The sequence below is a fragment of the Betaproteobacteria bacterium genome (assembly GCA_009377585.1).
Classification (GTDB): domain Bacteria; phylum Pseudomonadota; class Gammaproteobacteria; order Burkholderiales; family WYBJ01; genus WYBJ01.
The window spans coordinates 97286-120508 of record WHTS01000004.1; the positions used below are offsets into that span (position 1 = coordinate 97286).

A 23223-nucleotide genomic window follows, 5' to 3' on the forward strand; every position below is an offset into this window, starting at 1 on the left:
ATCGCGGGCGGCAATCACCGCCGCTTTCGCCACGCGGTCATGCCGATGCCGGACAGGATGAGCAATGCACCGACGGCGTGAAATGCGTTCAATCGTTCGTCGAGCAGCGCCACTGCCAGGCCGGTCGTGAACACCGGCAGCAGGTTCAGGAACGCACCGGCGCGAGCCGCGCCGACCGTCTCCACGCCCTTGTTCCAGAATGCGTACGACAGGATGGACGTGAAGATCGCGAGATAGGCCACCGCCGCGACGATCGAGCGCGTAAAGGTCACCGGCCGCGTCGCGATCTCCCACAGGTGCAGCGGCAACGACGCGGCCGCCGCGATGGCGATCGTCGCCGCCAGATAGCAGCCCGGCGTCAATCCCGAACGGGCGCGCCCGAAGCACACGGTGTAGATTGCGAAGCCGACCACCGCGGCGAGCACCCACAGGTCGCCCGGATTCACTGCCGTAGGTCCGCCGCCCGTCTGCAGTACGATGACCACCACGCCGGCAAGCGAGACGGCCACACCCGACCATTGCAACAGAGCGAGCCGCTGCCGGTACAACAGGCCGCCGATTGCTGCGATGACGATCGGCAGCGCGGTGTTGATCAAAGCGGCATTGGTTGCGCTGGTCCATTGCAGTCCCAGGTAGACCAGGCTGCTGTACGCAGCCATGCCGAGAATGCCGGCCGGCACCAGACGACGCCAGCCGGAGCGGATGCCCGCGGCGCCTGCAATCAGATCCCTGGCGACCCATGGCAGGAGGCAGAGCAACGCCGCGCTCCAGCGCCAGAACGACAGCGTGAACGGCGGCACCTCGTCGTGCAGCGCCCGCGCGGTAATCACGTTGCCCGCCCAGAACAGCACGCAAAAGCTCAGCAACGCGTATGCCGTGGCAGGTCGCATGCCCTAAGGACGATGACGATCGCGGCGCTGCGGGAGACGCCTTGCCGTGCGTGCCCTCAATTGAGCATCGAGCAGGTGCGCTGCAGCTCCACCACCCGGGCTCGAACGGCCTCGGCGTCGTCGGCCTCCGGCGCCAGCGCGAGATAGCTCTGGAAGTCGGCCAGCGCCGCACGGAAGCATTCCAGCGCGAGATGCAGGTTGGCGCGCTCGCGCCATTCGCGGGCGTTGTCGGGCGACAAGGCGAGAATGCGGGAGGTCGCCGCCAGCGCCTGCGGCAGCTGCCGGTAGTGCATGTAGATGCCGCGCAGATTGCGCAGCAGCCGGGAAAGGATCTCTCTCTCGCGCGCCGGCGCAAGCAGCGCGGCCACCTCGGCCCGGCTCGGCGCCTTGCCCTGCACCGGCGTCAGGCGTTTCTGCAGGTCCGCAATGCCGAGCGACGCCCCCTTGTGATAGGGATCCAGGATCGCCGTGCCGTCGTGCACCGGGCAACGGACCAGGAAGTGGCCCGGGAACGAGACCCCTTCGAGGCGCAGGCCGATGCCGCGCCCGAGGCTTATGTAGACGATCGCGAGCGTGATCGGAATGCCGGTGCGGCGCGCGAGCACGTCGTTGAGAAAGCTGTTGCGGGGATCGTAGTAATCCTCGGTGGCGCCGTGAAAGCCCAGCTCGTCGAACATGTAGCGGTTCAGCGCGCGGATCGAGTCGGTCCGACCGATGTCGGGTCGCAGCCGCTTGCGCAGCGCCTCGGCCAAACCGTTCAGCACGCCGACGCAACCCTCGATGTCCAGGTCGGGATACTCTTCGGCCGCGATCAGCAGCGCGCCCCGGGCCAGATCGATGGCCTCGTCGGGACCTCGCGCCATGTGCTCGAATTGCTCCGCCGCCTGCATCTATGCGTCCGCTGGCCCACCGCAATGTCATGTCACACAGTGCGATTGTGGCACGCGCATGCTGCCTAGACAAACCGGGATGATCGGCGCGACGATCGGCGCAGCTGGCGCTGCAGCGGCGGCGCGCGTTACCGACGCGCGTTCAGCGCGCGCACTCGAGCGTGTTCTTGGTCTTGCCTTCGGGATCGACCGATTCCAGCTGCACGGCGAAGCCCCAGAGCCGCGACAGGTGTTTCATCACCTCCTGCGCCTCTTCCAGCTTCAACGGCCGATTGCGCGCTTCGAAGTGCTTGAGGGTGAGGGAGCGGTCGCCGTCGCGCTCGAAGCGCACGACCTGGATGTCGGGAACCGAATTCTCGCGCTTGTACTGCTCCGACAGGAGCTTGCGCAGCCGCCGGTAGCCGTCCTCGTCGTGGATCGAATCGATCACCAGGTCCGATTCGGCTTCGTGGTCGGCCACGGCGAAGAAATGGAACTCGCGCATGAGCTTGGGCGACAGGAACTGACCGATGAACGATTCGTCCTTGAAGTTGCGCATGGCGAAGTCGAGCGACCTGCCCCAGTCGGAGCCCGCCATTTCCGGGAACCAGCGCCGATCCTCGGGCGTGGGCTTTTCGCACACCCGGCGCAGGTCCGTGAACATGGCGAAGCCGAGCGCATACGGATTGATGCCGCCGAAGCCGCGCTCGTCGAAGCCGCGCTGGCAGACGACATTGGTATGCGACTGCAGGAACTCCAGCATGAAGCCGTCGTTGATCTGGCGCTTGTCGTAGAGGCGGTTGATTAGGTTGTAGTGCCAGAAGGTGGCCCAGCCTTCGTTCATCACCTTGGTCTGAACCTGCGGATAGAAGTACTGCGCGAGCTTGCGCACGATGCGCACGAGCTCCCGCTGCCAGGGCTCCAGCCGCGGCGAGTGCTTCTCCACGAAGTAGAGGATGTTCTCCTCCGGTTCGGCCGGAAAGTCGCGCTTCTTGCCGGTGGAATGCGTCGGCTCGCGCCCCGGAACCGTGCGCCACAGGTCGTTGAACTGCCGCTGCTCGTAGGCGGTGCGCGCCTCGGCGCGCACCCGCTCCTCGCGTGCCGACGGCGGCTGCGGACGCTTGAAGCGGTCGACTCCGTGCAGGCTCAGCGCATGGCACGAATCGATGATCGCTTCCACCTCGGCCTCGCCGTAGCGCTCCTCGCACTCCATCACGTAGCGGCGCGCGAACACGAGGTAGTCGATGATCGCGTCGGCCTCGGTCCACTGCCGGAAGAGATAATTGCCTTTGAAAAAAGAGTTGTGGCCGAAACAGGCGTGCGCGATCACCAGCGCCTGCATCATCATGGTGTTCTCTTCCATGAGATAGGCGATACAGGGGTCGGAGTTGATCACGATCTCGTAGGCGAGCGCCTGATAGCCCTTGCGGTACGCCTGCTCGTTGCGAATGAACTCCTTGCCATAGGTCCAGTGCGGATAGCCGACCGGCAGCCCTGCGCTCGCATAGGCGTCGAGCATCTGCTCGGAGCTGATGACTTCGATCTGGTTCGCGTACGTGTCGAGATTGAACTCGGCCGCACACGCGCTGACCGCCTTTTCGTAGCGCTCGATCAGCTCGAAGTCCCAGTCCGCGCCGGTGGAGATGAAACTCATGCCGCCGCCTCCGTGCGACCATCGGTTCTCGACCGCAAAGGCGTCGGCGGCCGGGCGGCAGTTCGATTTGCGGTCGATCCCCGCAAGCGGGCACCTCCGAACCGGCTGATGCAGGTCAACCGCCAAGCCGTCGGCGCCCGGCGCCATTCGCTTTGCGGTCGATCCCCACTGCGTGGGGCCCCTCGCCCGGGAAGCTCATGTCGCCGCCCCTCGCCCGGGAATCTCATGCCGCCTGTGCCCCCACATCTTTGCGGAAGAGCTCGCGGAACACGGGATAGATCTCCTCGCGCCGCGTGACCCGCCGCATGGCGAACGACCCCGGCGCGGCGCTGATCTCCTGGTATTCCACCCACAGGCTGCTCATGCGCGCACCCGACTCGTCGGGCGTCTCCAGGTAGGCGAAATAGCGCGTCTGCGGCAGGAGGCGGTCGGCCAGAAAACGCGCGCTCTTGCCCGCGTCGGCACCGAACGCGTCGCCATCGGAGGCTTGCGCCGCGTAGATGTTCCAGCCGCCGCTGGCGTAGCGGGCTTCGACGATCTCGGCCATCAGCTGCAGCGCCGAGAGCACCACCGTGCCGCCGCTCTTGCGATCATGGAAGAAGGTCTTCTCGTCCACCTCCTCGGCATTGTCGGTATGGCGGATGAACACCAGCTCGACGCGCTCGTACTTGCGCGTGAGGAACAGGTAGAGCAGCGTGAAGAAGCGCTTGGCCAGGTCTTTCTTCGCCTCGTCCATGGAGGCGGAGACGTCCATCAGACAGAACATGACGGCGCGCGCGGTCGGCTCCGGCACGTTGACGCGATTGCGGTAGCGCAGATCGAACTCGTCCAGGAAGGGCACGCGCGCGAGCTTGTGCTTGAGCTCTTCGATCAGGTCGCGCAGCGCCTGGAGCTCGGCCTGCGGCCGGTCTTCGGCGAGCGCGCGCACGAGCTCGTCATCGAGCGCTTCGATCTCGCGCGCCAGCGGCCCGCCGAGCGCGATCCGCCGCGCCAGCGAGGTTCGCATCGTACGCACGATCGCCAGGTTGGTCGGCGAGCCCGTGGTGGTATAGCCGGCGCGCTGCGGCTTGTGCTCCTCGATGCCGGCCAGCATGTTGCGCTCGAGCCGCGGCAGCTCCAGGTCCTCGAAGAAGATGTGGAGGAATTCCTCGCGCGAGAGTGCGAATACGAACTCGTCCTCGGATTCGCCCGTGCCGGGCTCCCTGCCGCCGCCCTCGCCGCTTCCGCCCTCGGGGCGCGGTATGCGGTCGCCCTTGGTGAACTCGCGGTTGCCCGGGTGGACGATCTCGCGGTCGCCCCCCGGGCCGTGCCGGAACACCGGCTCCGAGATGTCCTTGCGGGGCACGCTCACGTTGCCGCCGCGATCCATGTCGGTGATCGAGCGCTCGGACACCATGTCGTGTACGGCGCGCCGGATCTGCTCCTTATAGCGGCGCAGAAAGCGGGCGCGATTGACCGCGCTCTTGTTGGGAGCGTTCTCGCGCCGGTCGATCAGGTGGGCCATGGGCTTCCTGCCTCGTTCAGGGGTTGCACTCGGGCTTCGAGCGAGCGTCGCCGGCCCGGGATCAGGACGACTTCCGCACCCGCAGGTACCAGTCGCACAGCAACCGCACCTGCTTCTCGGTGTAGCCCTTCGCCACCATGCGCGCGACGAAATTCTCGTGCTTGCTGCGGTCGTCGTCGGAGGCCTTGGCGTTGAACGAGATCACCGGCAGCAGATCCTCGGTGTTGGAAAACATCTTCTTCTCGATCACCTCGCGCAGCTTCTCATAGCTCGTCCACGCGGGGTTCCTGCCGCCGCTGGCGGCGCGCGCGCGCAGCACGAAGTTGACGATCTCGTTGCGGAAATCCTTCGGGTTGGCGATGCCCGCCGGCTTCTCGATCTTCTCCAGCTCCGCATTCAGCGAGGCGCGGTCGAACACTTCGCCCGTATCCGGGTCGCGGAACTCCTCGTCCTGGATCCAGCAGTCGGCGTAAGTCACGTAGCGGTCGAAGATGTTCTGCCCGTACTCGGCGTACGACTCGAGATACGCGGTCTGGATCTCCTTGCCGATGAACTCGGCGTAGCGCGGCGCGAGCCAGCCCTTGATGAACTCGAGGTAGCGGCGCTGCGTTTCCTCCGGCAGGTCCTCGCGGGCGATGCGCTGCTCCAGCACGTACATGAGGTGCACGGGGTTGGCGGCGATCTCGGTGTGGTCGTAGTTGAACACCGAGGAGAGCACTTTGTACGCGAACCGGGTCGACATGCCGGTCATGCCCTCGTCCTGGCCGGCGTAGTCGCGATACTCCTGGTAGGACTTGGCCTTGGGATCGGTGTCCTTCAGACTCTCGCCGTCGTACACGCGCATCTTGGAAAAGATGCTCGAGTTCTCGGGATCCTTGAGCCGCGTGAGCGTGGAGAACTGCGCCATCGCGTCGAGCGTTCCGGGCGCGCACGGCGCCTGCGCGAGCGAGCTGCCGCGCATCAGCTTTTCGTAGATGCGCACTTCCTCCGAAACCTGCAGGCAGTATGGCACCTTCACGATATAGATGCGGTCGAGGAAGGCCTCGTTGCGCTTGTTGTTACGAAAACTCTGCCACTCGGCTTCGTTCGAGTGGGCGAGGATGATGCCCTGGAACGGAATGGCGCCGAAGCCCTCGGTTCCCTTGAAGTTGCCTTCCTGGGTCGCGGTCAGCAGCGGGTGCAGCATCTTGATCGGCGCCTTGAACATCTCGACGAACTCGAGCATGCCCTGGTTGGCCAGGCACAGGCCGCCGGAATAGCTGTAGGCGTCGGGATCGTGCTGCGCGTACTGATCGAGCTGGCGAATATCGACCTTGCCCACCAGCGAGGAAATATCCTGGTTGTTCTCGTCGCCCGGCTCGGTCTTGGCGATCGCGGTCTGCCGCAGCACCGACGGGTGCACCCGCACGACGCGGAACTTGGAGAGATCGCCGCCGAACTCTTCCAGGCGCTTGACCGCCCACGGCGACGGAATCCCGCTCAAATAGCGGCGCGGGATGCCGTATTCCTTTTCCAGCGTCTCAGCGTACTCTTCCACGGCAAACAGGCCCAGCGGCGACTCGTTCACCGGCGAGCCCTTGAGCGCGTAGATCGGCTGGTGCTCCATCAGTTGCTTCAACCGCTCGGCGAGCGAGGATTTTCCGCCGCCTACCGGACCGAGCAGGTAGAGGATCTGCTTGCGCTCTTCCAGGCCCTGGGCGGCATGGCGGAAGAACGACACGATCTGGTTGATCGCCTCGTCCATTCCGTAGAACTCGCGAAACGCGGGATAGCGCCGGATGATGCGGTTGGAGAACAGGCGCGACAGCCGCGGATCGTTGCGCGTGTCGACGACTTCCGGCTCTCCGATCGCGGCGAGCATGCGCTCCGCCGCGTTGGCGTACGCGGTGCTGTCCTGACGACACAGGTCGAGGTACTCCTCGAGCGACATCTCCGTTTCCTGCGCCGCCGAGTAGCGACTCTTGTAACCTTCGAGCAACGTCGTCATAGATTTCTCCCGGCCCTGGGGCCTTTCAACCACCGGCAGTGCGGCCTTGCTGGGTATCGAAGACTCGGCCGCTTCCTGCAACTTCAGTTCCTGTGACACAACCTCCCGGGGTGCAGTTCATCGCTGATAAGCAAATGTCGGGCCGGCATGTACCTACGTATCTCCCGGCACAGCCTGCCAACCGACGTCGGCCGTTCGCGAAAGTCCCCGCGACGCCAGCGGCTGGCCGCAACCTTCCCGCCTCGCCCGCGCCACGACCGCTTCCAGCGCATTGCTTACAAACTCAAAACCGCGGCGAGGCGCGCGTCGAACGTGCCTGCAATCGCGCACCGTCACCCTAACCCAATGCGGCTTCGCCAAAAACCCGGAGCAGGCGCGCCAAGCAGGGGTTATTGACGTGTTCGCATGCGCCGTCGCCGCGCCGCTGGCACGAAGCGCGAGAACTTTCGGTTGAATCGGTAAAGCCCGCAGGCTCATTGCGCCGGCACCGCGATCTCGACCAGGTTCTGGTCCGGATCGCGCACATAGACCGAGCGGATGGCGCCCATGCCGCCGCTGCGAACGACCGGACCAGCGACAATGGGTACGCCGTGCAGGCGCAGCCGCTCGATCACCTCATCCAGCGGAACTGCGGCGATGAAGCACAGGTCGAGCGAGCCCGGCGTCGGCGTGTGCGCCTTGAGCGTCGCCATGACAGCGGGTTGATGGACGTTGATCTTCTGCGTGCCGAAGCGCAGTGCGATTCGGCCCTCGGCGTAACGCTCGAGCGCCATGCCGAGCACACCGACGTAGAACGCGAGGCACTTGGCTTCGTCGCGCGTGGTGAGAACGACATGATCGATGGCGGCGATCACTTAAGTCGCGTGCTCCTGCCCGGGGGGCTGATGCCTATCATAGCTCCGATCGATGGCAACATTGCAAGCACCGATGCACCCACGCCGTGTAACCGCGCACGGACCTGTGCGATCCACGCGTCGGCTGCGGCTTGTGGGTTAAAATCGCCCGCATGCCCCCGTAGCTCAGTGGATAGAGCTACCCCCTCCTAAGGGGTAGGTCGCACGTTCGATTCGTGTCGGGGGCGCCAATTCGAACCGCAACGAATGGCGTTCATCGATCGACTCATCCTGCGAGTCGCATGCATGCTGGCCTGTGCCACAGGCAGCGCAGCGCATGCCCAGGCCGCGCCCGGCGAAATCCTGCACGCCAAGGTCGTCGCCTACGGCAGTGCGAGCGCCTTCGCCGTGCTCGATCCCGCGCAGAAGGTGAAGCGAGTCAAGCTGACGGGCGTCGACGCGCCGGAAAAGAAACAGCGCTTCGCGCAGCAGGCGCAGCGTCTGGCCTCCGACTATCTGGGCGCAAAAACGGTCGCCATCGCCATCGACGCAGTCGACGACGCTGACCGCGTCCATGGCCGCGTGAGCATTGACGGCCGCGATTTCGGTCTGGTGCTGCTCGAGGCGGGCCTCGCCTGGTGCGACCCTGACGACAGCCCGCGCCTGCCCGCCGCATTGAAGGGTGCCTATGCGCACGCATGCGAACAGGCGCGCGGGCAGCGCCGCGGCCTGTGGCAAGACGCGAACCCGCTGCCGCCGTGGGAATATCGCAAGATCCCGCGCTTCGATCCGCCGCCCGGCCGTGCGGAGTCGAAGCATTGCCGGCAAATCGGCTACCAGACGCTGCAATGCGACGATGGCACGCGTTACCGCAGCGTCGGCAGCCGGGTGATCGGCTCGGACGGCACGGTCTACACCCGGCGCGGCAACACGGTGAGCGGCAGCGACGGCAATCGATTCGAGATCCAGGGCAAGACGACATATGGGAGCGACGGCAGCGTGTGCCGCGCCCGGGGCAGGCTGGTCGAGTGCCGTTGAATCGTGCCGATCGCGCGCGCATCCAGCGCTTCCTCGATGCCGCCGGCATGGGAGCGCATCGTGCTGGTGGTCGCGACCGGCCTCGTCTTCCATCGGCGCACCCTCGACTAGCGATGCACGACGCGAACGCGGGTGACGCCGCGCAGCGACGCCATTATCGAGCGTTCCCTATTTCATGTCACGCTCGTCCCTCACCCCCAACCCCTCCCTTGCAGGGCGCGCATCGGCATGCAGGCCGATGCCGTTCGGCCGGCACGGACCATGGTCCGCGAATTCCAGGCCTCACCCCGGGGGGAGAGGGGAGCGTCGCGTCCGTATTGGACTATCGTCCAATACGGAACGATCAATAGTAGCAGGCCCAATTTACGGACACCGCGCGCGCTGGTACTCTGTTTCGCAGGCACGCGACTGCCGTGCAACCCGGGACGCCGATCGCAACGACGACTCATGTTCAAGTGGCTCGCGAAGCAATTCAACAAGGACAACGACGATCCCGAATCGCTCGCATCCGAGAAGGGTCTGGAGAACTTCATCGCCGCGGTTCCGGTGACGGTCCCGGCACGAACGGTCGAAGCGCTGGGCGAGCCGTTCGAGAGCGCGCGCAGTCTCGGATTCGCACCCGACCCGTTGCGACGGGCGCTGAAGCGCCTGGATGAGCGCGCACAAGAGCCCGTGCAGGCGGTACGGGAGCGCCTGTTCGAAGACGAAAACGGACGCGACATCGCCGACGGCGCCTGGCTCGTGCTGGCGCGCTACTTCCGCAACGTGCATGCCGGCTACGACGTGTGGCTCGAAGCCGTCCGCAGCCGCAGCGAGCCTGGCGAGCTCAGCGACGAAGAGCGCGGCGACGCCGTACTGATCGCTGGCCGCGCCATGGCGGCGCTCGGCCGCCACAAGGCGCTCATGCGCATGCGTTACCGCGACGTCGATCCCGCGTATTGGGACCGGTTGCACGCGCTGGCGGCCTGGAGCAGCGCCTTCGGCGGCAGCAGGACGCTGCTCGAGCTCTATCCTCGCAGCGGCTACCAGAGCAGCATCGAGCGCGAATACCTGATCGCACTGGCGTACGACGCGGCGCCCATCGGCAACCTGCTGCCGGCGCAACTGGTCGGCCTCGATGTGCTGCTGCGCCGTCTGGCGACGCATTTTCAGTTCGCCGATTCGTACCGCGATACGGCGCCGTTCGTGATCGAACCGGAACGCGAGCCCGGCGTGCGGCGTTCGCTCAAGGGCTTGAGCGCCCGCTCCGGTCAACGCTTCTTCGGCGTCGGCGGCGCCTATGCGCAGCTCGCGGCGCTGCGCAAGCAGGCTGGACGCGAAGTCCCGGACTGGATGGCGCATGCGCATCTCGATCCGGCCTCCTACCGCAGCCTGCTCGACCTGCTGCTGCAGCACTGGTCGTCGCAGCCGCCGCAGCGCCAGCACCGGCGCGATCGCGTCGAGGCCGAGATGCTGGTGAGCCGGGGCGTGGGGCAAGTGCGCCGCATGATCGCCGCCAGCGAGTACGCGCAGGCGGGCGGCCTCCTGAGCTACGAGGACAGCGCGCCCTACGATCACAAGCTGTTCGGCAAGATCCGATTCGGCTCGGTCGAACAGCAGGCCGCCCCGCAGCCCGCGCAGGGCATCGAAGCGGCGCCGGTCACTCCGCTCGAGACACTGCAGAAATTCGAGCTCGAAGGCGACCGGCAGATGACCGAACGCTGGATGCTGACCGACTCGAGCGCGAACGGCTTTGGAGCGCTGGCGTCCGCGCACGGCGGCTGGGCGCGCACCGGGATGCTGATCGGCTTCCGCCGCCTCGACAGCCTCGACTGGAATATCGCCGTCATACGCCGCCTGAGCCGCTCCGCCGAAGGCAAGCTCAGCGTGGGCGCGCAGGCGATCGAAGGCAATGCGCTGTGCGCGCGCGTGCGTTTCGGCAGCGGCGATGCCGGCAATCCCTGGGTGGCAGTGGCTGGAACGAACGACGCTTTCCACGACGCCATCCTGCTGCGCTCGGAGGGACGGAGCCACATCCTGCTCGAGCCCGGCATTTTCGCCGGTCCGCAGGAATGCATGCTCTCGTTCGAGCGGACGTGGCGCCGTGCGCGCCTGGAGCGCAGCCTCGAGCGGGGTTACGACTTCGAGCTGGTGGAATTCAACCTGGCAGCAGAGGCGCCGGTCGCGTAAGCCCGCGCAGCGTCAGGGTGAGTCGCGCGGCGGATCGCTGCTCTCGGACTGGGCGCCGTGGCGCGCCGGCGGCGATGCCCGGTCCACGTCGTAGCCGGCGAGCTTGAGCAGCCATGCCACCACGAAGCCGGCGACCAGCGGCCACCACTGCATCGAATAGCCGGCCACCAGGCCGGAACCGCAATAGACGAACGAAAGCAACAGCAGCGTGGGGTGGCGCGTGCGCCGATACACGAATAGCATCATGAAGCCCAGCACGATGAACGCGCTGGCGACGAAGTAGAGCAGGATGACCAACAGGGTCAAGACGGCGGATCCGGGCAGTTGAGGAGAATCGGCCGATTATAGACGGCCCGGCCGCGGCGCTCGCGAAGGCGGCGCGAACGGAAAGCGAAAGACCGCATTGCTGTGAACCGCCTTGCCGTGGACGGACCGCAGCTTGATCAGACCGGGGCTGTGGCTGCCTGCGAGGCACCGGCCGCGCGTGCGACACGCGACGCACGCACGTACACCGCGCCGTCGAACAACCGCCGCGCCGTCCGATAGAACGCACCCTGCTCGGCCACCCATTGCCCGGCGCTCGACTGCACCGTCGCCGCCACCACCAGCACGCCCGAGGGCATGCCGATGCGCAGCGGCGTCTCCGCGTCGTCGGACTTACGCGCGGCGCGCTGCACGATGCTGCCTTCGATGCGAGCCGCCACCGCCATGCAAAGCGACGCGGTCAGCGGCAGCGCCCGATGCGTCTGGCCGTTGGACAGCATGCGCCCGGTGAGATCGACGTCCTCGGCGCGTATCGATTCGCCCGCGAGCGTGCGTGCCTCGCGCGGTTCGCAAACGAAACCCACGAACGGCACGGTGGTCTTGCCTGCCGCGGCTGCGACGTCAGGCGCGATCCCCATCGCCACCGAAGCCGCCAGCCGGATCGCGCCAAGGCGCGCCATCGCATCGCGGTCGGCATCCAATGCTTCCGGCATTTCGGTGCCCGTGAGCCCGACGTCTTCGGCGCGCACGAATACGCAGGCATTGGCCGCGTCCACCATCGAGGCCGCGATGCGGCCCACGCCCGGAACGTCGAGCAGGTCGATCGGGTTGCCCGTGGGCAGCAGCTGGCCGGTGGTCGCTCCCCCCGGACTGAGAAATTCCAGTCGCACCGGCGCGCCCGTCCCCGACACGCCGGGAATCGCGAGCTCGCCGTCGACCGCGGCCAAGCCCTCGTCGAGCGCGAAGCGGGCGCGGATGATCTTGCGCGTGTTGGTGTTGTGGATACGCACCACCGCCTCGTCGCCCGCTGCGCTCACCAGACCTTCGTCCACGGCGAACGGGCCCATGGCCGAGGACATGTTGCCGCAATTGCCGGAATAGTCGACGCGCTTTTCCTTCACCAGCACCTGCGCGAAGGTGTAGTCGATGTCCGCATCCGGACGCGACGACGGTCCCACGATGCACACCTTGGACAACGACGACACGCCACCGCCCATGCCGTCGAGCTGGCGCCCGCTCGGGTCGGGGCTGCCGATGGCGGCAAGGAAGATTTCGTCCCACGCGGCGCGGTCGGCAGGCAGGTCCTGCTGGCGAAAAACGATCGCCTTGCTGGTGCCCCCGCGCATGAATACCGCCGGAAGCCTGAGCTGTTTCATCGCCACATCTCCTGAGTGAACCCCACGCGCATCGGCCGGCATGCCGATGCGCGCACTGCAAGTGAGGAAGAATCTGCATCGATTATGCCACGCGTCCCGGCGCGGGCGCCCCGCTGCTGCGGATGAGCGACGCGCATACGCCTGCTAACATTACGCCCGATCAATCGCACGAACCTCACGGAGGACGCATGACCGACACATTCGCACCGCCCGAGCGCATCGGGTTCATCGGACTGGGCAGGATGGGCGCCCCCATGATCCGCAACCTGAAGAAGGCCGGATTCGAGCTGGCGCTGAACGACATCGACCCGAAGCTCGCACGCACGCTGGGCGACGAGGTGGGCGGGCAGGTATTCGAACACCTTCCCGATCTCGCCCGCGCCTGCCGCGTCGTCATCACGATGGTGCCCGACGGCAAGATCGTGCGCGACATCGCGCTCGGACGCAAGGACTCGCCTGAGTCGGGCCTCGAGGAAAAGGCCGGGTCCGGGCTGGTCGCCGGCTTCGCCCGCGGCTCGGTGCTGATCGACATGAGCTCGTCGGCGCCCGTCGGCACGCGCGAGCTCGGCGCGGAGCTCGAGGCCCGCGGCATCGGCATGATCGATGCGCCGGTGTCGGGCGGCGTGCGCCGCGCCGTCACGGGCCAACTCGCGGTCATGATCGGCGGCGATCCGGCGATCATCGAACGCTGCCGCCCAGTGCTGGGCGCGATGGGCAGCCAGCTGTTCGTCGTCGGCGACCTGGGCGCCGGCGATGCCATCAAGTGCCTCAACAATTACGTCTCGGCGGCGGGGCTGCTCGCGGCCGCCGAAGGCATGGTGGCGGCGCAGCGTTTCGGGCTCGACACCAAGAAAGCGCTGGAGGTGCTGAACGCCTCCACCGGCAAGAACAACAGCACCGAGCACAAGTTCGCGCAGTTCATCCTGTCGCGCACGTTCGGCTCGGGCTTCTCGGTCGCTTTGATGGCGAAGGATCTGCGCACGGCGCTGGAGCTGGCGCAGCAGGTCGAGGCGCCCATGCCGCTGGGCGAGCACTGCGTGCCGGTATGGAACGATGCCGAGAAGACGCTCGGCGCCAACGCCGACCACACTGAAATCGTGCGTATGCTCGAGCGCATCAGCGGCACGGAATTGCGCTGAACGTCTATCTCGTCACCCTCACCTCGGTCCTGATTTCCGGCTGCTACGCGGGCAGTCGCCTGATCGCTTCGCTGTTCGCGCTCGAGCTCGGCGCCAATCCGTTCCAGGTGGGCGTCCTCGCAGGTCTCTACGCTGCGCTGTCGCTCATGCTCGCGATCCAGGCGGGCAAGTGGTCCGACCGCCTGGGCCCGGTGCGGCCGATGCTGCTCGGGTCGACGCTGTCCTGCGGCGGGCTCATCATCGCCTGGGCCTTTCCTTCCATCCAGGCGCTGTACATGTCCGCCGCGGTGATGGGCGCCGGCTTCATCTTCTTCAACGTCGCCGTACAAAGCCTGGTCGCGCTCATGAGCCGCCCGCACGATCGGGCGCGCGATTTCAGCATACTGAGCCAGGGCTATTCGGTGTCGGCGCTGATTGCGCCGCTGTCGGCGGGCTTCGCCGTCCAGTTCCTCGGCACGGCCGGGGGCTTCCTGCTGTTCGCATTCGCGGCCATCGTGCCGGTGCTCATCCTGTTCGGCATGCGGGATCTGCATTCGCTCAAGCCGGAACCGGCCGGGACGCAGCGCTCCAGCGTCTTCGAGCTGCTGCGCGATCGGCCCTTGCGCTCGAGCTTCGTGACCAGCGGCCTGGTCGTGACCGGATGGGATCTCTATACCTTCTACCTCCCGGTGTACGCGCACGGCATCGGGCTGGACGCAGCCGTCATCGGCGCAATCCTGGCCGTATTCGGCGCGGCCGCATTCACGGTGCGCTGGTTCATGCCGCCGCTGGTGCGGCGCTGGGGCGAGGCCGGGCTGCTCGCGCGCGCCATGCTGGTCGCGGCGCTCTTCTACCTCGCATTTCCGTTCGCTGAGAGCGCCTACGCGCTCGGTGCGCTGTCGATCGCCCTGGGGCTCACGCTCGGCCTGGGCCAGCCGCTGTCGATGATGATCACCTACGCCCGCGCGCCAGCCGCCCGCGCCGGCGAGGCGAACGGCCTGCGGCTCATGGTGAATCACTGCACGCACTTCGTGGTGCCGATCCTTTCGGGCGCGCTCGGGACCGCGTTCGGCGTGGGGCCGGTGTTCTGGATGAACTCCGCTTGCCTGGCGCTTGCGGCGAGGGTGCTGAAGCGATATTGAGAAGTTTGCTTGCGAATTCGCAACAGAATGCGCTAACCCACGGCCCAGGCGCCGTCGATCGATCAGGAATCCGCCGGACGGCGCCAGGCGAGCGGGGGCTCCCAGGTCACTTCCGGGAAATCCCGCGACCGCAGGCTCAACACCATGCGCAGCGCCGATTCGACCCCGCGGTAATAACCGGCCACGACACCCGCGTCCTCGAAACCGAGCGTGCGATAGAACGCACGCGCCGCGAGATTGGTGGTGCGCATCTCCACGTGCACCGTTGCGATCCCGGCGGTGCGCGCGGACGTAAGCATCCAGTTCACCAGCCTGCGGCCAAGCCCGCGGCGGCGGAACCTGGAATCGACCGCGAGCAGGCTCAAGTGGGCAATCTCGTCGCCGAACTGCGTGATGCAAAAACCCTGCACCCGTTGATCGCCGATGACGCTCGACAGCGTGTTGGGATCGCGAATCGAGACCAGCACGCGCTGCGGGCGCCAGGACCAGCCCAGCCCCGTTTCGATGGTGTCGCGCGACATGCGTGCGATTGCATTCGCATCCTCGATGCGTGCAAGCCGGATTTCGGTAGCGGACGTGCTCATGCGCGTGCCTGCTCGCTCAAACGGCGGCTGCGCCGTGCGAAGCGCGCGCACCCAGGCGCCGGGACACTTCCTCGCCGGCGCGCGTGGCGATGCGGATGTGTTCCGACAAGCGCGGCTTCATGCGCGCAGTCGGACCGGCAATGGCGATGCAATACGTGACGTCGTCGGTATCGCGCACCGGCGCGGCGACGGCGCTCACACCGACGATACGTTCGCCGTGGGTGACGGCGTAACCGGCGCTGCGCACCTGCTCCAGCTCCGAAAGCAGCTGCGAGCGCGGTTGGCCGGAAACCTTGGACGCGTAGCCCACCGCCTCCTTGAAATCGCTTCCGGGCAGGTACGCAAGCAGCAGCTTCGCAGTCGCACCGTCGACCAGCGGCACGTGCTGGCCGGGCTTCGCGATGCTCCCGAGCGGCGATTGGGTGTCGATCACTTCCAGGCAAACGCGTTCGCGTCCGCGCGCGGCATTCAGGATCACCGTCTCGCCTGAAGCCTTGGCCGCTTCCTCCAGCACCGAACGGGCGACGCGGCGAACATCGGACGATATTCCGACCAGGCGTGCCAGCCGCACGAGCTTGTGCGAGAGGCAATACTCCTGGTTCTCCTGGCGCACCAGGTAGCCCGCCTGCTCCAGGCTCTGCACCAGCCGGAACGTGGTCGACTTCGGCAGCCCGACGCGATTGGCGATCGACTGCAGGTTCAGGCTCGGCCTGTCCTCGGAGAAACAATCGAACACTGCCATCGTGCGACCGACCCCGCGCATCATCGTGATATTCCTTTCATGTTCCAGCGCCGGCGCGTCGAGCCATATTCGCCCGTGCGACGAGCTTCGGCGCGTGCTGCGATTATATGTCGACTGGGGCAATTGTTCGCTGCCGCGCGCATCGCTCTCGATGCGACGCGGTACGTGCTCGGAGCGGGTGCTGACCGCTCGGGAGCGACGCGAGGAACGCCTCGCCGCACTGACAAGCCCGGGTGCCGCGGCTATACTCGACGCGACATCGAACGAAAGCTACCGGCCCATGAGCAGCAAGCGGTGAGCGACGCCCCGCGCATGTCCGAGCCGTTGCCGCAGCCGAGGCCCGACGCCGACAGCGCGCATTATTGGGCGCAAGCCCGGCACGGCAAGCTGGTGCTGCGCGCATGCACCGATTGCGGACGCAGGCACTTTCCGCCCCGGCTCGCCTGTCCGTACTGTTGGTCGCAACGCTTGCAGTGGCTCGATGCAAGCGGCGAGGGCACGGTGTACACCTACACGGTCATGCAGCGTGCGCCACAACCGCAGTGGCTCGCGCGCGTGCCTTACGTGGTGGCGCTGGTCGACTTGGCGGAAGGGCCGCGCATGATGGCCAATATCGTGGGCGACGATGCGCTCGGGGTCGCCATCGGCGAGCGCGTCCATGTCTGCTTCGAAGACCGTGACGGCGCCGCCCTGCCCCAGTTCCGGCGCTCGCGCGGCACCTGATCGCCTCGGCCTTTTGCAAAGCAAACACTTTCCGCACACCGATGCACTGCGCCTCGATCGAATTTCTTCCCTCCAAGCGAAACGCATGAATACCGATTCGTCGTCCGCCGCGCCGCGCGGTCCGCTCGCCGGCATCCGCATTCTCGATCTCACCACCGTCCTGCTCGGGCCCTATGCCACCAAGTTCCTCGGCGACCTCGGCGCCGACGTGATCAAGATCGAGACGATCACGGGGGAGCCGCGGCGCCACTACGGCCCGGCGCGCAATCCCGGCATGGGCTGTCAGTTCATCAACCTCAATCGATCCAAGCGCGCGATCGCGATCGATCTGAAGCAAGCTGCGGGGCGGGATGCGTTCCTGCGGCTCGTTGCCACGGCCGACGCGGTGGTGCACAACAGCCGAGCGCAGGCCATGGCCCGGTTGCGGCTCGATTACGAATCGCTGCGCGCCGTCAAGCCGGACATCGTGTATTGCGGCGCGGTCGGATTCGGCCGCGGCGGCCGCTACGCCGCGCGCCCCGCCTACGACGACGTGATCCAGGGGCTCACTGCGCTGCCTTCGCTGCTGGGCCGGATCTGCGGCCGGCCGCAATTCGTCCCGATCAACCTGGCCGATCGCGTCTGCGGGGTATACCTCGCCAACGCGGTTCTGGCGGCGCTCCTGCATCGCGTGCGCAGCGGCGAAGGCCAGGAGGTCGAGGTGCCGATGTTCGAGACGATGGCCGAGTTCGTGCTCTCCGAGCACATCTGGGAGCACAGTTTCGAGCCGCCGGTGGACTTCAAGGGCGAGATCCGGCTGTTCGACCGGCGCCCGTATGCCACCCAGGACGGCTACATCTCGCTGATGGCCTCCACCGACCGGCAATTCCGCGCCTTCTGCGATCTGATCGGGCGCCCGCAGCTCAAGTCCGATCCGCGCTTCGAGAACCGCACCCAGCGCAGCCGCCATCTGAAGGAGGTCTACGCCATCACCGAGGAAGTTCTGCGCACGCGCACCAGCGCCGAGTGGCTGGCGCTGCTCGACGAGGCCGATATTCCGGCAGCCCCGCTGCACACGCTCGAAAGCCTGTTGCACGACCCGCATCTGGACGACGTCGGCTTGTTCGAGATTCGCGACCACCCGACCGAGGGCGCGCTTCGCACCATGCGCCTGCCGCTGCGCTTTTTCGGCAGCCGGCCGCACAACGCCCGGCCCTCGCCGCATCTCGGCGAGCACACCGAGGAAGTGCTGCGCGAGGCCGGCTTGAGCAGCCAGGAGATCGCCGCGCTGCGCGATGCCGGCGTCATTACGGTGCCCGCAACGACCGCGGCAGGCGCCGGCGAGGAACGCGGCGCGCGCCGATGAGCCTGCGCAACAGTTGCGCTATCGTCGGCAGCGGCGAGTCCGATATCGGCAAGCTGCCGCACATGACAGGACTTGGCCTGAACGCGCAGGCCGCGCGGCGCGCCCTGGACGACGCCGGCTTGCGCCCCGGCGACATCGACGGCCTGCTCACCGCCTATTCGATGACCGAGCCTTATTTCATGCTCGGCACCGTGCTGAGCGAATACCTGGGGCTGCGCCCGAGCTATTGCGCGTCGCTGATCGCAGGCGGCGCGACCCCGGCGATCATGCTGGTGCACGCCGCCGCCGCCATCGCCGCCGGCCAGGCGTGCACGGTGCTCATCGTGACCGGAGAGAACCGCGCGAGCGGCCAGAGCCGCGATCAGGCGGTCGCCGCACTCGCCTCCGCAGTCGGTCATCCGTACTTCGAGCACCCGTACGGCCCTTCCATCCCGGGCTGCTACGCCATGATCGCGCGCCGCTACATGCACGAATATGGCATCACACGCCGCCAGCTCGCGCAGGTCGCCGTGACCACGCGCAGCCACGCCTGCCTGCATCCCAACTCGCACATGCACATGCCGATCACGCTCGAGGATGTCCTCGGCGCCAAGCCGATCGCCGATCCGCTCACCCTGCTCGACTGCTGTCTCATCTCCGATGCCGCCGGCGCGCTGATCGTCACCCGGCCGGACCGGATCGGCGCCTGTCGCTCGCAACCCGTGTGGCTCCTCGGCGCGGGCGAATGTCACACCCACGAACACTTGCTGAGCGCGCCCAGCCTGACCGAATTCGGCAGCCTCCATTCCGGCAAGGCTGCGTACGCGATGGCCGGTCTCGGCCCCGGCGATATGGACGTGGCGCAGCTGTACGACTGCTTCACGATCGTGCCCATCATCGAGCTGGAAGAGCTGGGATTCGCCGAGCGCGGGGGCGGCGGCGCCTTCTGGCAGTCGGGCGAGGCGGCGATCGGGGGCAAGCTGCCGGTGAACACCCACGGCGGCATGCTGTCCCATGCCCATGCGGGTGCGGCGGGCGGAATGTTCGGCATCATCGAGGCGGTCGCGCAGCTGCGAGGAGGCTTGGGCGAGCGGCAGGTCGAAGGCGCTAGAGCGGCCCTGGTGCATAATGAGGGCGGCGTGCTGTCGTCGCATTGCACGCTCGTTCTGGGGCGGGAACCGCGCTAGAGCGGCGCACCACCATCAACCCGTTCGGCATGAATTCCGATGACGTTCCAAAGCGCAATCAGACTCGGGCGTCCCCGGCTTGTCTCGCTCTGCTGCATCACCCTGCTGTTCGCGTGCGCCTGGCTGGCGTGGCAGCCGCGCATGGCCATGGCGACCGAGCTGGTTCGCGATGGCTACTACTGGTACGTTCCGGAGCACGAGAAATACTCGCGCACCAGTTTTTTCAGCGAGCCCAGCTTCCAGAGCGGAACGATCCGAATCACGCGCACGGAGCGCTTCCAATTCGTGGCAGCAAAACGCGGCTGGGCGCTGCTGCAGTTCGACAGCGGAACGCGGGCGTTCATTCACCTGCGCCTGCTGAACATTCTGCTGTGGAATCCGGCGGCCAGCGATCCCTGGTACGAATTCAAGCGCGCCTCGGTTTTCGCCGAGGAGCCGGAGAAGATCGAGGCGCGGCTGAAGTCGGGGCGCACCGAGCCCAATACGGCCGAGTCCAAGGTGCCGATCTGGAAGCGCTACAAGGACAGCTGGGGCATCAACAAGGGCCGCAGCCAATCGAGCGACAGCGATGCGGACGGTGTTTCCACGCCAACGCCGGAGAAAAAGCGAAACAAGTATCCGCTGCTGCCGCCGATCGGGTCGCAACCGCAACCCGGGAACGGCGAGCAGCCGGCGCAGGATGAGGCAGCGCGCTAGTGTGGTGAATCGCAAATTCGTCGTATATCGTCATTCCCGCGCAAGCGGGAATCCAGAATGAAACCCCGCCTGGACCCCCGCGTTCGCGGGGGTGACGAACTTCTGACTCAGGACACTAGTTACTCAGCCTGCCCTGCCGGACGCAACCCACTGCTCGCCTTCGCGCCGGGCGAGGCCATCGTGCTCGAGCTTGAGCAGATGCGCCGTTAACGAGCGCCGCGCCACCGGGTGCAGCTTGGGCGAGACATCGTCGTAGGCATGCACCACGAGCGCATCGAGGTCTCCGCGCCCGAGCGCCTGCAATGCGCCCAGCACCTTCTGCTCGCGCGCGAGGCGATGCTTGATCAGACGGCGCACTTCGTCGTGCGGCTTGTCGATCGGGTGACCATGCCCCGGGGCGAAACGCCCCAGGTCCAGACCGAGCAATTTCTCGAGCGAGGCGAGATAGGCGCTCATGCTGCCGTCGGGCGGGCCGATGACCACCGTGGAGCCCTGCATGACGTGGTCGCCGGTGAAGAGCAGCCGCTCCTCTTCCAGCAGGTAGCACAGATGCTCGGACGAATGGCCCGGCGTATGTACGGCGCGCAGCCGGAACTCCGGCGTCTCGAGCCATTCGCCGTCTTGCAGCACGCGATCGGGTGCGAACGCGGTATCGTGGCGCCCGTCGTCCGGCGGCGGCTTGCCGAGCACCTGGGCGTTAGTTGCCGCGCGGATCGCCGCCGTCGCCGGCGAGTGATCCAGATGCGTGTGGGTGCACAGTATCCAGCGCAGCCGTGTGCCGACGAGCTGCAGCAGCGCCTCGATGTGGCTCTCGATCGCAGGCCCGGGATCGATCAGCGCCAGCTCGCGCGTGCCGAGCACGTAGGCGTTGGTGCCGGGACCGGTCATGACACCGGGATTGGGCGCGGTGATGCGCCGCACGCGCTCGCTCACCGTGTCGACCCGGCCGGGGGTGATGGCGCTCAGCTCCATTTCGGCTCCGGATTCAAAGCCGCTTCGGCGTACCCCGGCTCGCCGGGAAGCACCCGGGCGCCGTCGGCGCCGATGGCCGGGAGGATGGCGCGGATCTCCTTCTGCGAGCCGAGGCTGCACAGCAGGCCGGCGCAGTCTTGTGCCACGTCGAATTGGTGCAGCGTCGCGATGGTCGGTGTGCGCAGCGACAGCGTGCCGGCGCGGTCGCGCTCGAGCGCTTCGGCCGGCCGCACCCAGACCGTATCGATCAGCTCCTGCGCATCGTGCAGCGGCTGTTGGTGTTGCGGAGCGATGGCGGCGAAGAAGCGCGTGTCGTAGCGCTTCGGCGCCGCGACCGGCGTGATCCAGTGGCTGAAGTAGGTCAGGCGGTCGGCCGCGAGGCGCAAGTGTTCGCCTCGGCAGAAGTCGGCGAACATGACCTTGCCCGCGTTCAGCGAGTCGCGGTGGGCGGCGAAGCGCGCCGCGGTTTCGGCATGCTCGAAGCGCACCAGCTCGCCGGCTGCGTCGTAGCACAACAGCAACCCCGCCTCCTCGAAGCACTCGCGAATGGCGCCGATCCAATACGCCAGTCCGTCGCGCTCGAGCCCGAGCGCACGGCTGGCCGCGGCATCGTCGATCCCGCTGCATAACGCGTACAACTCCGGGTCGCGATCCTCGCGATCGATCGCGCCGCCCGGAAACACATAGGCGCCCGGCATGAAACCGGCGCTATGGGTTCGCTGCATCATCAGGACTTCGAAACCGCCGGCGACATCGCGCACGATGGAGATGGTCGCCGCGGGGCGGGGGACTACGGGCTGATTCATCGCATGGGTCGTGAACGAAGCGGCACGTTTGCAGTTTAGCACGGGGCACCCCCGCGTACGTCCAGCGCGCGGCCCGGGCCAGCGCCAATGCGCGCCTCGCGCTGCGCCAATGCGCGCCTCGCGCCTGCTCGAATTTGCGCCTCGCGCCTGCTCGAATTTGCGCCTCGCGCCTGCTCGAATTTGCGCCTCGCGCCTGCTCGAATTTGCGCCAACGATCCGCTGCAATCGACCGTGTGCTGCGGCCGCCTGCTCAGAGCGCCCCGTACATCATCAGGCGGCCGAGGAAGAGCACGCCCAATGCCACCATCGCATACATCAGCAAGTCGTTGAAGAGCGCGTTGGCCTGGCTGGCGACGAGCCAGCGGCGCGCGAGCCAGACGACCAGCAGCACGCCCAGGACGATGAGCACGATCGCGCTGACGCTGTGATCGAGCAGGTCGCCGAAGAAGCGTTCGACCCATCCGTTCTCGCCGATCGAGTGGTAGATGACGCCGGTGATTCCGATCACCATCAGAGCCAGGATGAGGAAATAGCCGATATCGCGCAGCAGCCGGTTCATTCGCTCCCCTTCATTCGCTCCGCGTCGTTAGCTCCGCGTCGTTAGCTCCGCGTCGTTAGCTCCTCTTGAGAGGGCCGCCGCCCTCATGGCGGTGAAGCTATCGCGGGCTCCGCATGCCTGGCCGCCTCGCATGCCTCCCTGCCGCGGGTGGCGCCAGTGTAACCCAGGCACTCCGCGGCGCACCCAGGACTTATGCCACGCGCGTCCGGCTTGACATGCGGCGTAAACTGGATATATTCACAGGTACCGCGGCCCCGCATTTCCGGCTGCGGCAAGACAGGCCGCGGCGGAATCGTCCGCTCGAGCCGAAACATACTGTCCATGGAGGGGCTTCGAAGGAGATCACCATGGAAAAGCGAGCCGCAATGCACATTCTCAGCACCTTGGCCCAGGGGGTCGACCCGCATACCGGCGAGACTTTCCCCGCCGATAGCCCGTACCAGCACCCGGATACCGTACGCGCCCTGTTCCAGGCCGTGCAGGCGATGGCCGATCCGGCCGGACGACCCCGCCCTGGCGCACAAGCCATCCCGGAAAACGCCGGCAAACCCTGGTCGGACGAGGAGGACAATGTCCTGGCCGAGGCATTCGATGCCGGCAAGCCCATTCCCGAGCTGGTGGAGCACCATCGCCGCACTCGCGCGGCCATCCAGGCGCGCCTGGTCCGGCTGGGCAAGATCGAGCCGCCCGCCGATCCGCCGCGCTATCGCACCGGACTGCCGGCGGCCCAGGCAGCCTAGCCCTATTGATCAGGACCATCTCGACTCTCTCCCGAAGCAGAGGGAG

At 66.8% G+C, this 23223-nt stretch carries 20 protein-coding genes, 1 tRNA gene and 1 pseudogene; 10 read left to right on the plus strand and 12 right to left on the minus strand.

Annotation, left to right across the window (positions count from 1 at the left end; translation table 11 throughout):
• Positions 1–14: 14 nt before the first annotated feature.
• From GEV05_02570 to GEV05_02595, 6 genes are all read right to left on the minus strand, one after another.
• A complete protein-coding gene (locus GEV05_02570) occupies positions 15–890 on the minus strand; it encodes an EamA family transporter (GenBank protein MPZ42285.1) in 876 nt (291 codons plus the stop codon).
• A 56-nt stretch (positions 891–946) separates the two neighbouring features.
• Positions 947–1780 (minus strand): tetratricopeptide repeat protein, encoded by an 834-nt coding sequence (locus GEV05_02575; GenBank protein ID MPZ42286.1) that lies wholly within the window; start codon positions 1778–1780, stop codon positions 947–949.
• 142 nt (positions 1781–1922) lie between these two features.
• A complete protein-coding gene (locus GEV05_02580; GenBank protein MPZ42287.1) occupies positions 1923–3413 on the minus strand; it encodes a SpoVR family protein in 1491 nt (496 codons plus the stop codon).
• A gap of 223 nt (positions 3414–3636) precedes the next feature.
• Positions 3637–4917, minus strand: a complete 1281-nt coding sequence (locus GEV05_02585) for a DUF444 family protein (protein MPZ42288.1) — start codon at positions 4915–4917, stop codon at positions 3637–3639.
• 61 nt (positions 4918–4978) lie between these two features.
• A complete protein-coding gene (locus GEV05_02590; protein MPZ42289.1) occupies positions 4979–6904 on the minus strand; it encodes a PrkA family serine protein kinase in 1926 nt (641 codons plus the stop codon).
• Between the two features lie 473 nt (positions 6905–7377).
• Positions 7378–7758, minus strand: a complete 381-nt coding sequence (locus GEV05_02595; GenBank protein MPZ42290.1) for a VOC family protein — start codon at positions 7756–7758, stop codon at positions 7378–7380.
• A gap of 154 nt (positions 7759–7912) precedes the next feature.
• Between GEV05_02595 and GEV05_02600 the strand changes: the two genes are divergently transcribed.
• The 3 genes from GEV05_02600 (at position 7913) to GEV05_02610 (ending at position 10944) form a co-directional block, all read left to right on the plus strand.
• Positions 7913–7988 (plus strand) — tRNA-Arg (locus GEV05_02600).
• Between the two features lie 16 nt (positions 7989–8004).
• The gene (locus GEV05_02605) at positions 8005–8775 is read left to right on the plus strand and encodes a hypothetical protein (GenBank protein ID MPZ42291.1); all 771 of its coding nucleotides are present in this window, start codon (positions 8005–8007) and stop codon (positions 8773–8775) included.
• 447 nt (positions 8776–9222) lie between these two features.
• Entirely contained in the window at positions 9223–10944 is a 1722-nt protein-coding gene (locus GEV05_02610; GenBank protein ID MPZ42292.1) for a hypothetical protein, read from the plus strand.
• Between the two features lie 12 nt (positions 10945–10956).
• Here the strand turns inward: GEV05_02610 and GEV05_02615 are convergent, their stop codons facing one another.
• Complete coding sequence (locus tag GEV05_02615) at positions 10957–11250, minus strand: hypothetical protein (GenBank protein MPZ42293.1); 294 nt, start codon at positions 11248–11250, stop codon at positions 10957–10959.
• Positions 11251–11387: 137 nt separating this feature from the next.
• Positions 11388–12584 (minus strand): PrpF family protein, encoded by a 1197-nt coding sequence (locus GEV05_02620; protein MPZ42294.1) that lies wholly within the window; start codon positions 12582–12584, stop codon positions 11388–11390.
• 188 nt (positions 12585–12772) lie between these two features.
• Here GEV05_02620 and GEV05_02625 point away from each other — a divergent pair, with 188 nt between their 5' ends.
• Positions 12773–13723 carry an NAD-binding protein gene (locus GEV05_02625; GenBank protein MPZ42295.1) on the plus strand — a complete coding sequence of 317 codons (951 nt, stop codon included), beginning with the start codon at positions 12773–12775 and terminating at the stop codon, positions 13721–13723.
• On the plus strand, positions 13714–14844 hold the full coding sequence (locus GEV05_02630) for an MFS transporter (GenBank protein ID MPZ42296.1): 1131 nt from the start codon (positions 13714–13716) through the stop codon (positions 14842–14844). Before GEV05_02625 ends, GEV05_02630 begins: the two co-directional genes overlap by 10 nt.
• 62 nt (positions 14845–14906) lie before the next feature.
• Here GEV05_02630 and GEV05_02635 read toward each other — a convergent pair whose 3' ends face one another.
• A complete protein-coding gene (locus GEV05_02635) occupies positions 14907–15428 on the minus strand; it encodes a GNAT family N-acetyltransferase (protein MPZ42297.1) in 522 nt (173 codons plus the stop codon).
• Positions 15429–15444: 16 nt separating this feature from the next.
• A complete protein-coding gene (locus GEV05_02640) occupies positions 15445–16194 on the minus strand; it encodes a helix-turn-helix domain-containing protein (protein MPZ42298.1) in 750 nt (249 codons plus the stop codon).
• Between the two features lie 270 nt (positions 16195–16464).
• Between GEV05_02640 and GEV05_02645 the strand changes: the two genes are divergently transcribed.
• The 4 genes from GEV05_02645 to GEV05_02660 all read left to right on the plus strand — a co-directional run bounded on the left by GEV05_02645 (position 16465) and on the right by GEV05_02660 (position 20100).
• Positions 16465–16893 (plus strand): hypothetical protein, encoded by a 429-nt coding sequence (locus GEV05_02645; protein ID MPZ42299.1) that lies wholly within the window; start codon positions 16465–16467, stop codon positions 16891–16893.
• A gap of 85 nt (positions 16894–16978) precedes the next feature.
• Entirely contained in the window at positions 16979–18238 is a 1260-nt protein-coding gene (locus tag GEV05_02650; protein ID MPZ42300.1) for a CoA transferase, read from the plus strand.
• Positions 18235–19404 (plus strand): thiolase family protein, encoded by a 1170-nt coding sequence (locus GEV05_02655; GenBank protein MPZ42301.1) that lies wholly within the window; start codon positions 18235–18237, stop codon positions 19402–19404. The genes GEV05_02650 and GEV05_02655 overlap by 4 nt, the downstream gene beginning before the upstream one ends.
• A 39-nt stretch (positions 19405–19443) precedes the next feature.
• Positions 19444–20100, plus strand: a complete 657-nt coding sequence (locus tag GEV05_02660) for a hypothetical protein (GenBank protein ID MPZ42302.1) — start codon at positions 19444–19446, stop codon at positions 20098–20100.
• Between the two features lie 123 nt (positions 20101–20223).
• On the opposite strand, the pseudogene GEV05_02665 reads toward GEV05_02660, so the two are convergent.
• Positions 20224–21878: pseudogene (locus GEV05_02665) on the minus strand (MBL fold metallo-hydrolase).
• A 250-nt stretch (positions 21879–22128) separates the two neighbouring features.
• Positions 22129–22437, minus strand: coding sequence for a hypothetical protein (locus tag GEV05_02670; protein MPZ42303.1), 309 nt, complete (start codon positions 22435–22437; stop codon positions 22129–22131).
• A gap of 347 nt (positions 22438–22784) precedes the next feature.
• Here GEV05_02670 and GEV05_02675 point away from each other — a divergent pair, with 347 nt between their 5' ends.
• Entirely contained in the window at positions 22785–23177 is a 393-nt protein-coding gene (locus tag GEV05_02675; GenBank protein ID MPZ42304.1) for a hypothetical protein, read from the plus strand.
• Positions 23178–23223 lie beyond the last annotated feature (46 nt).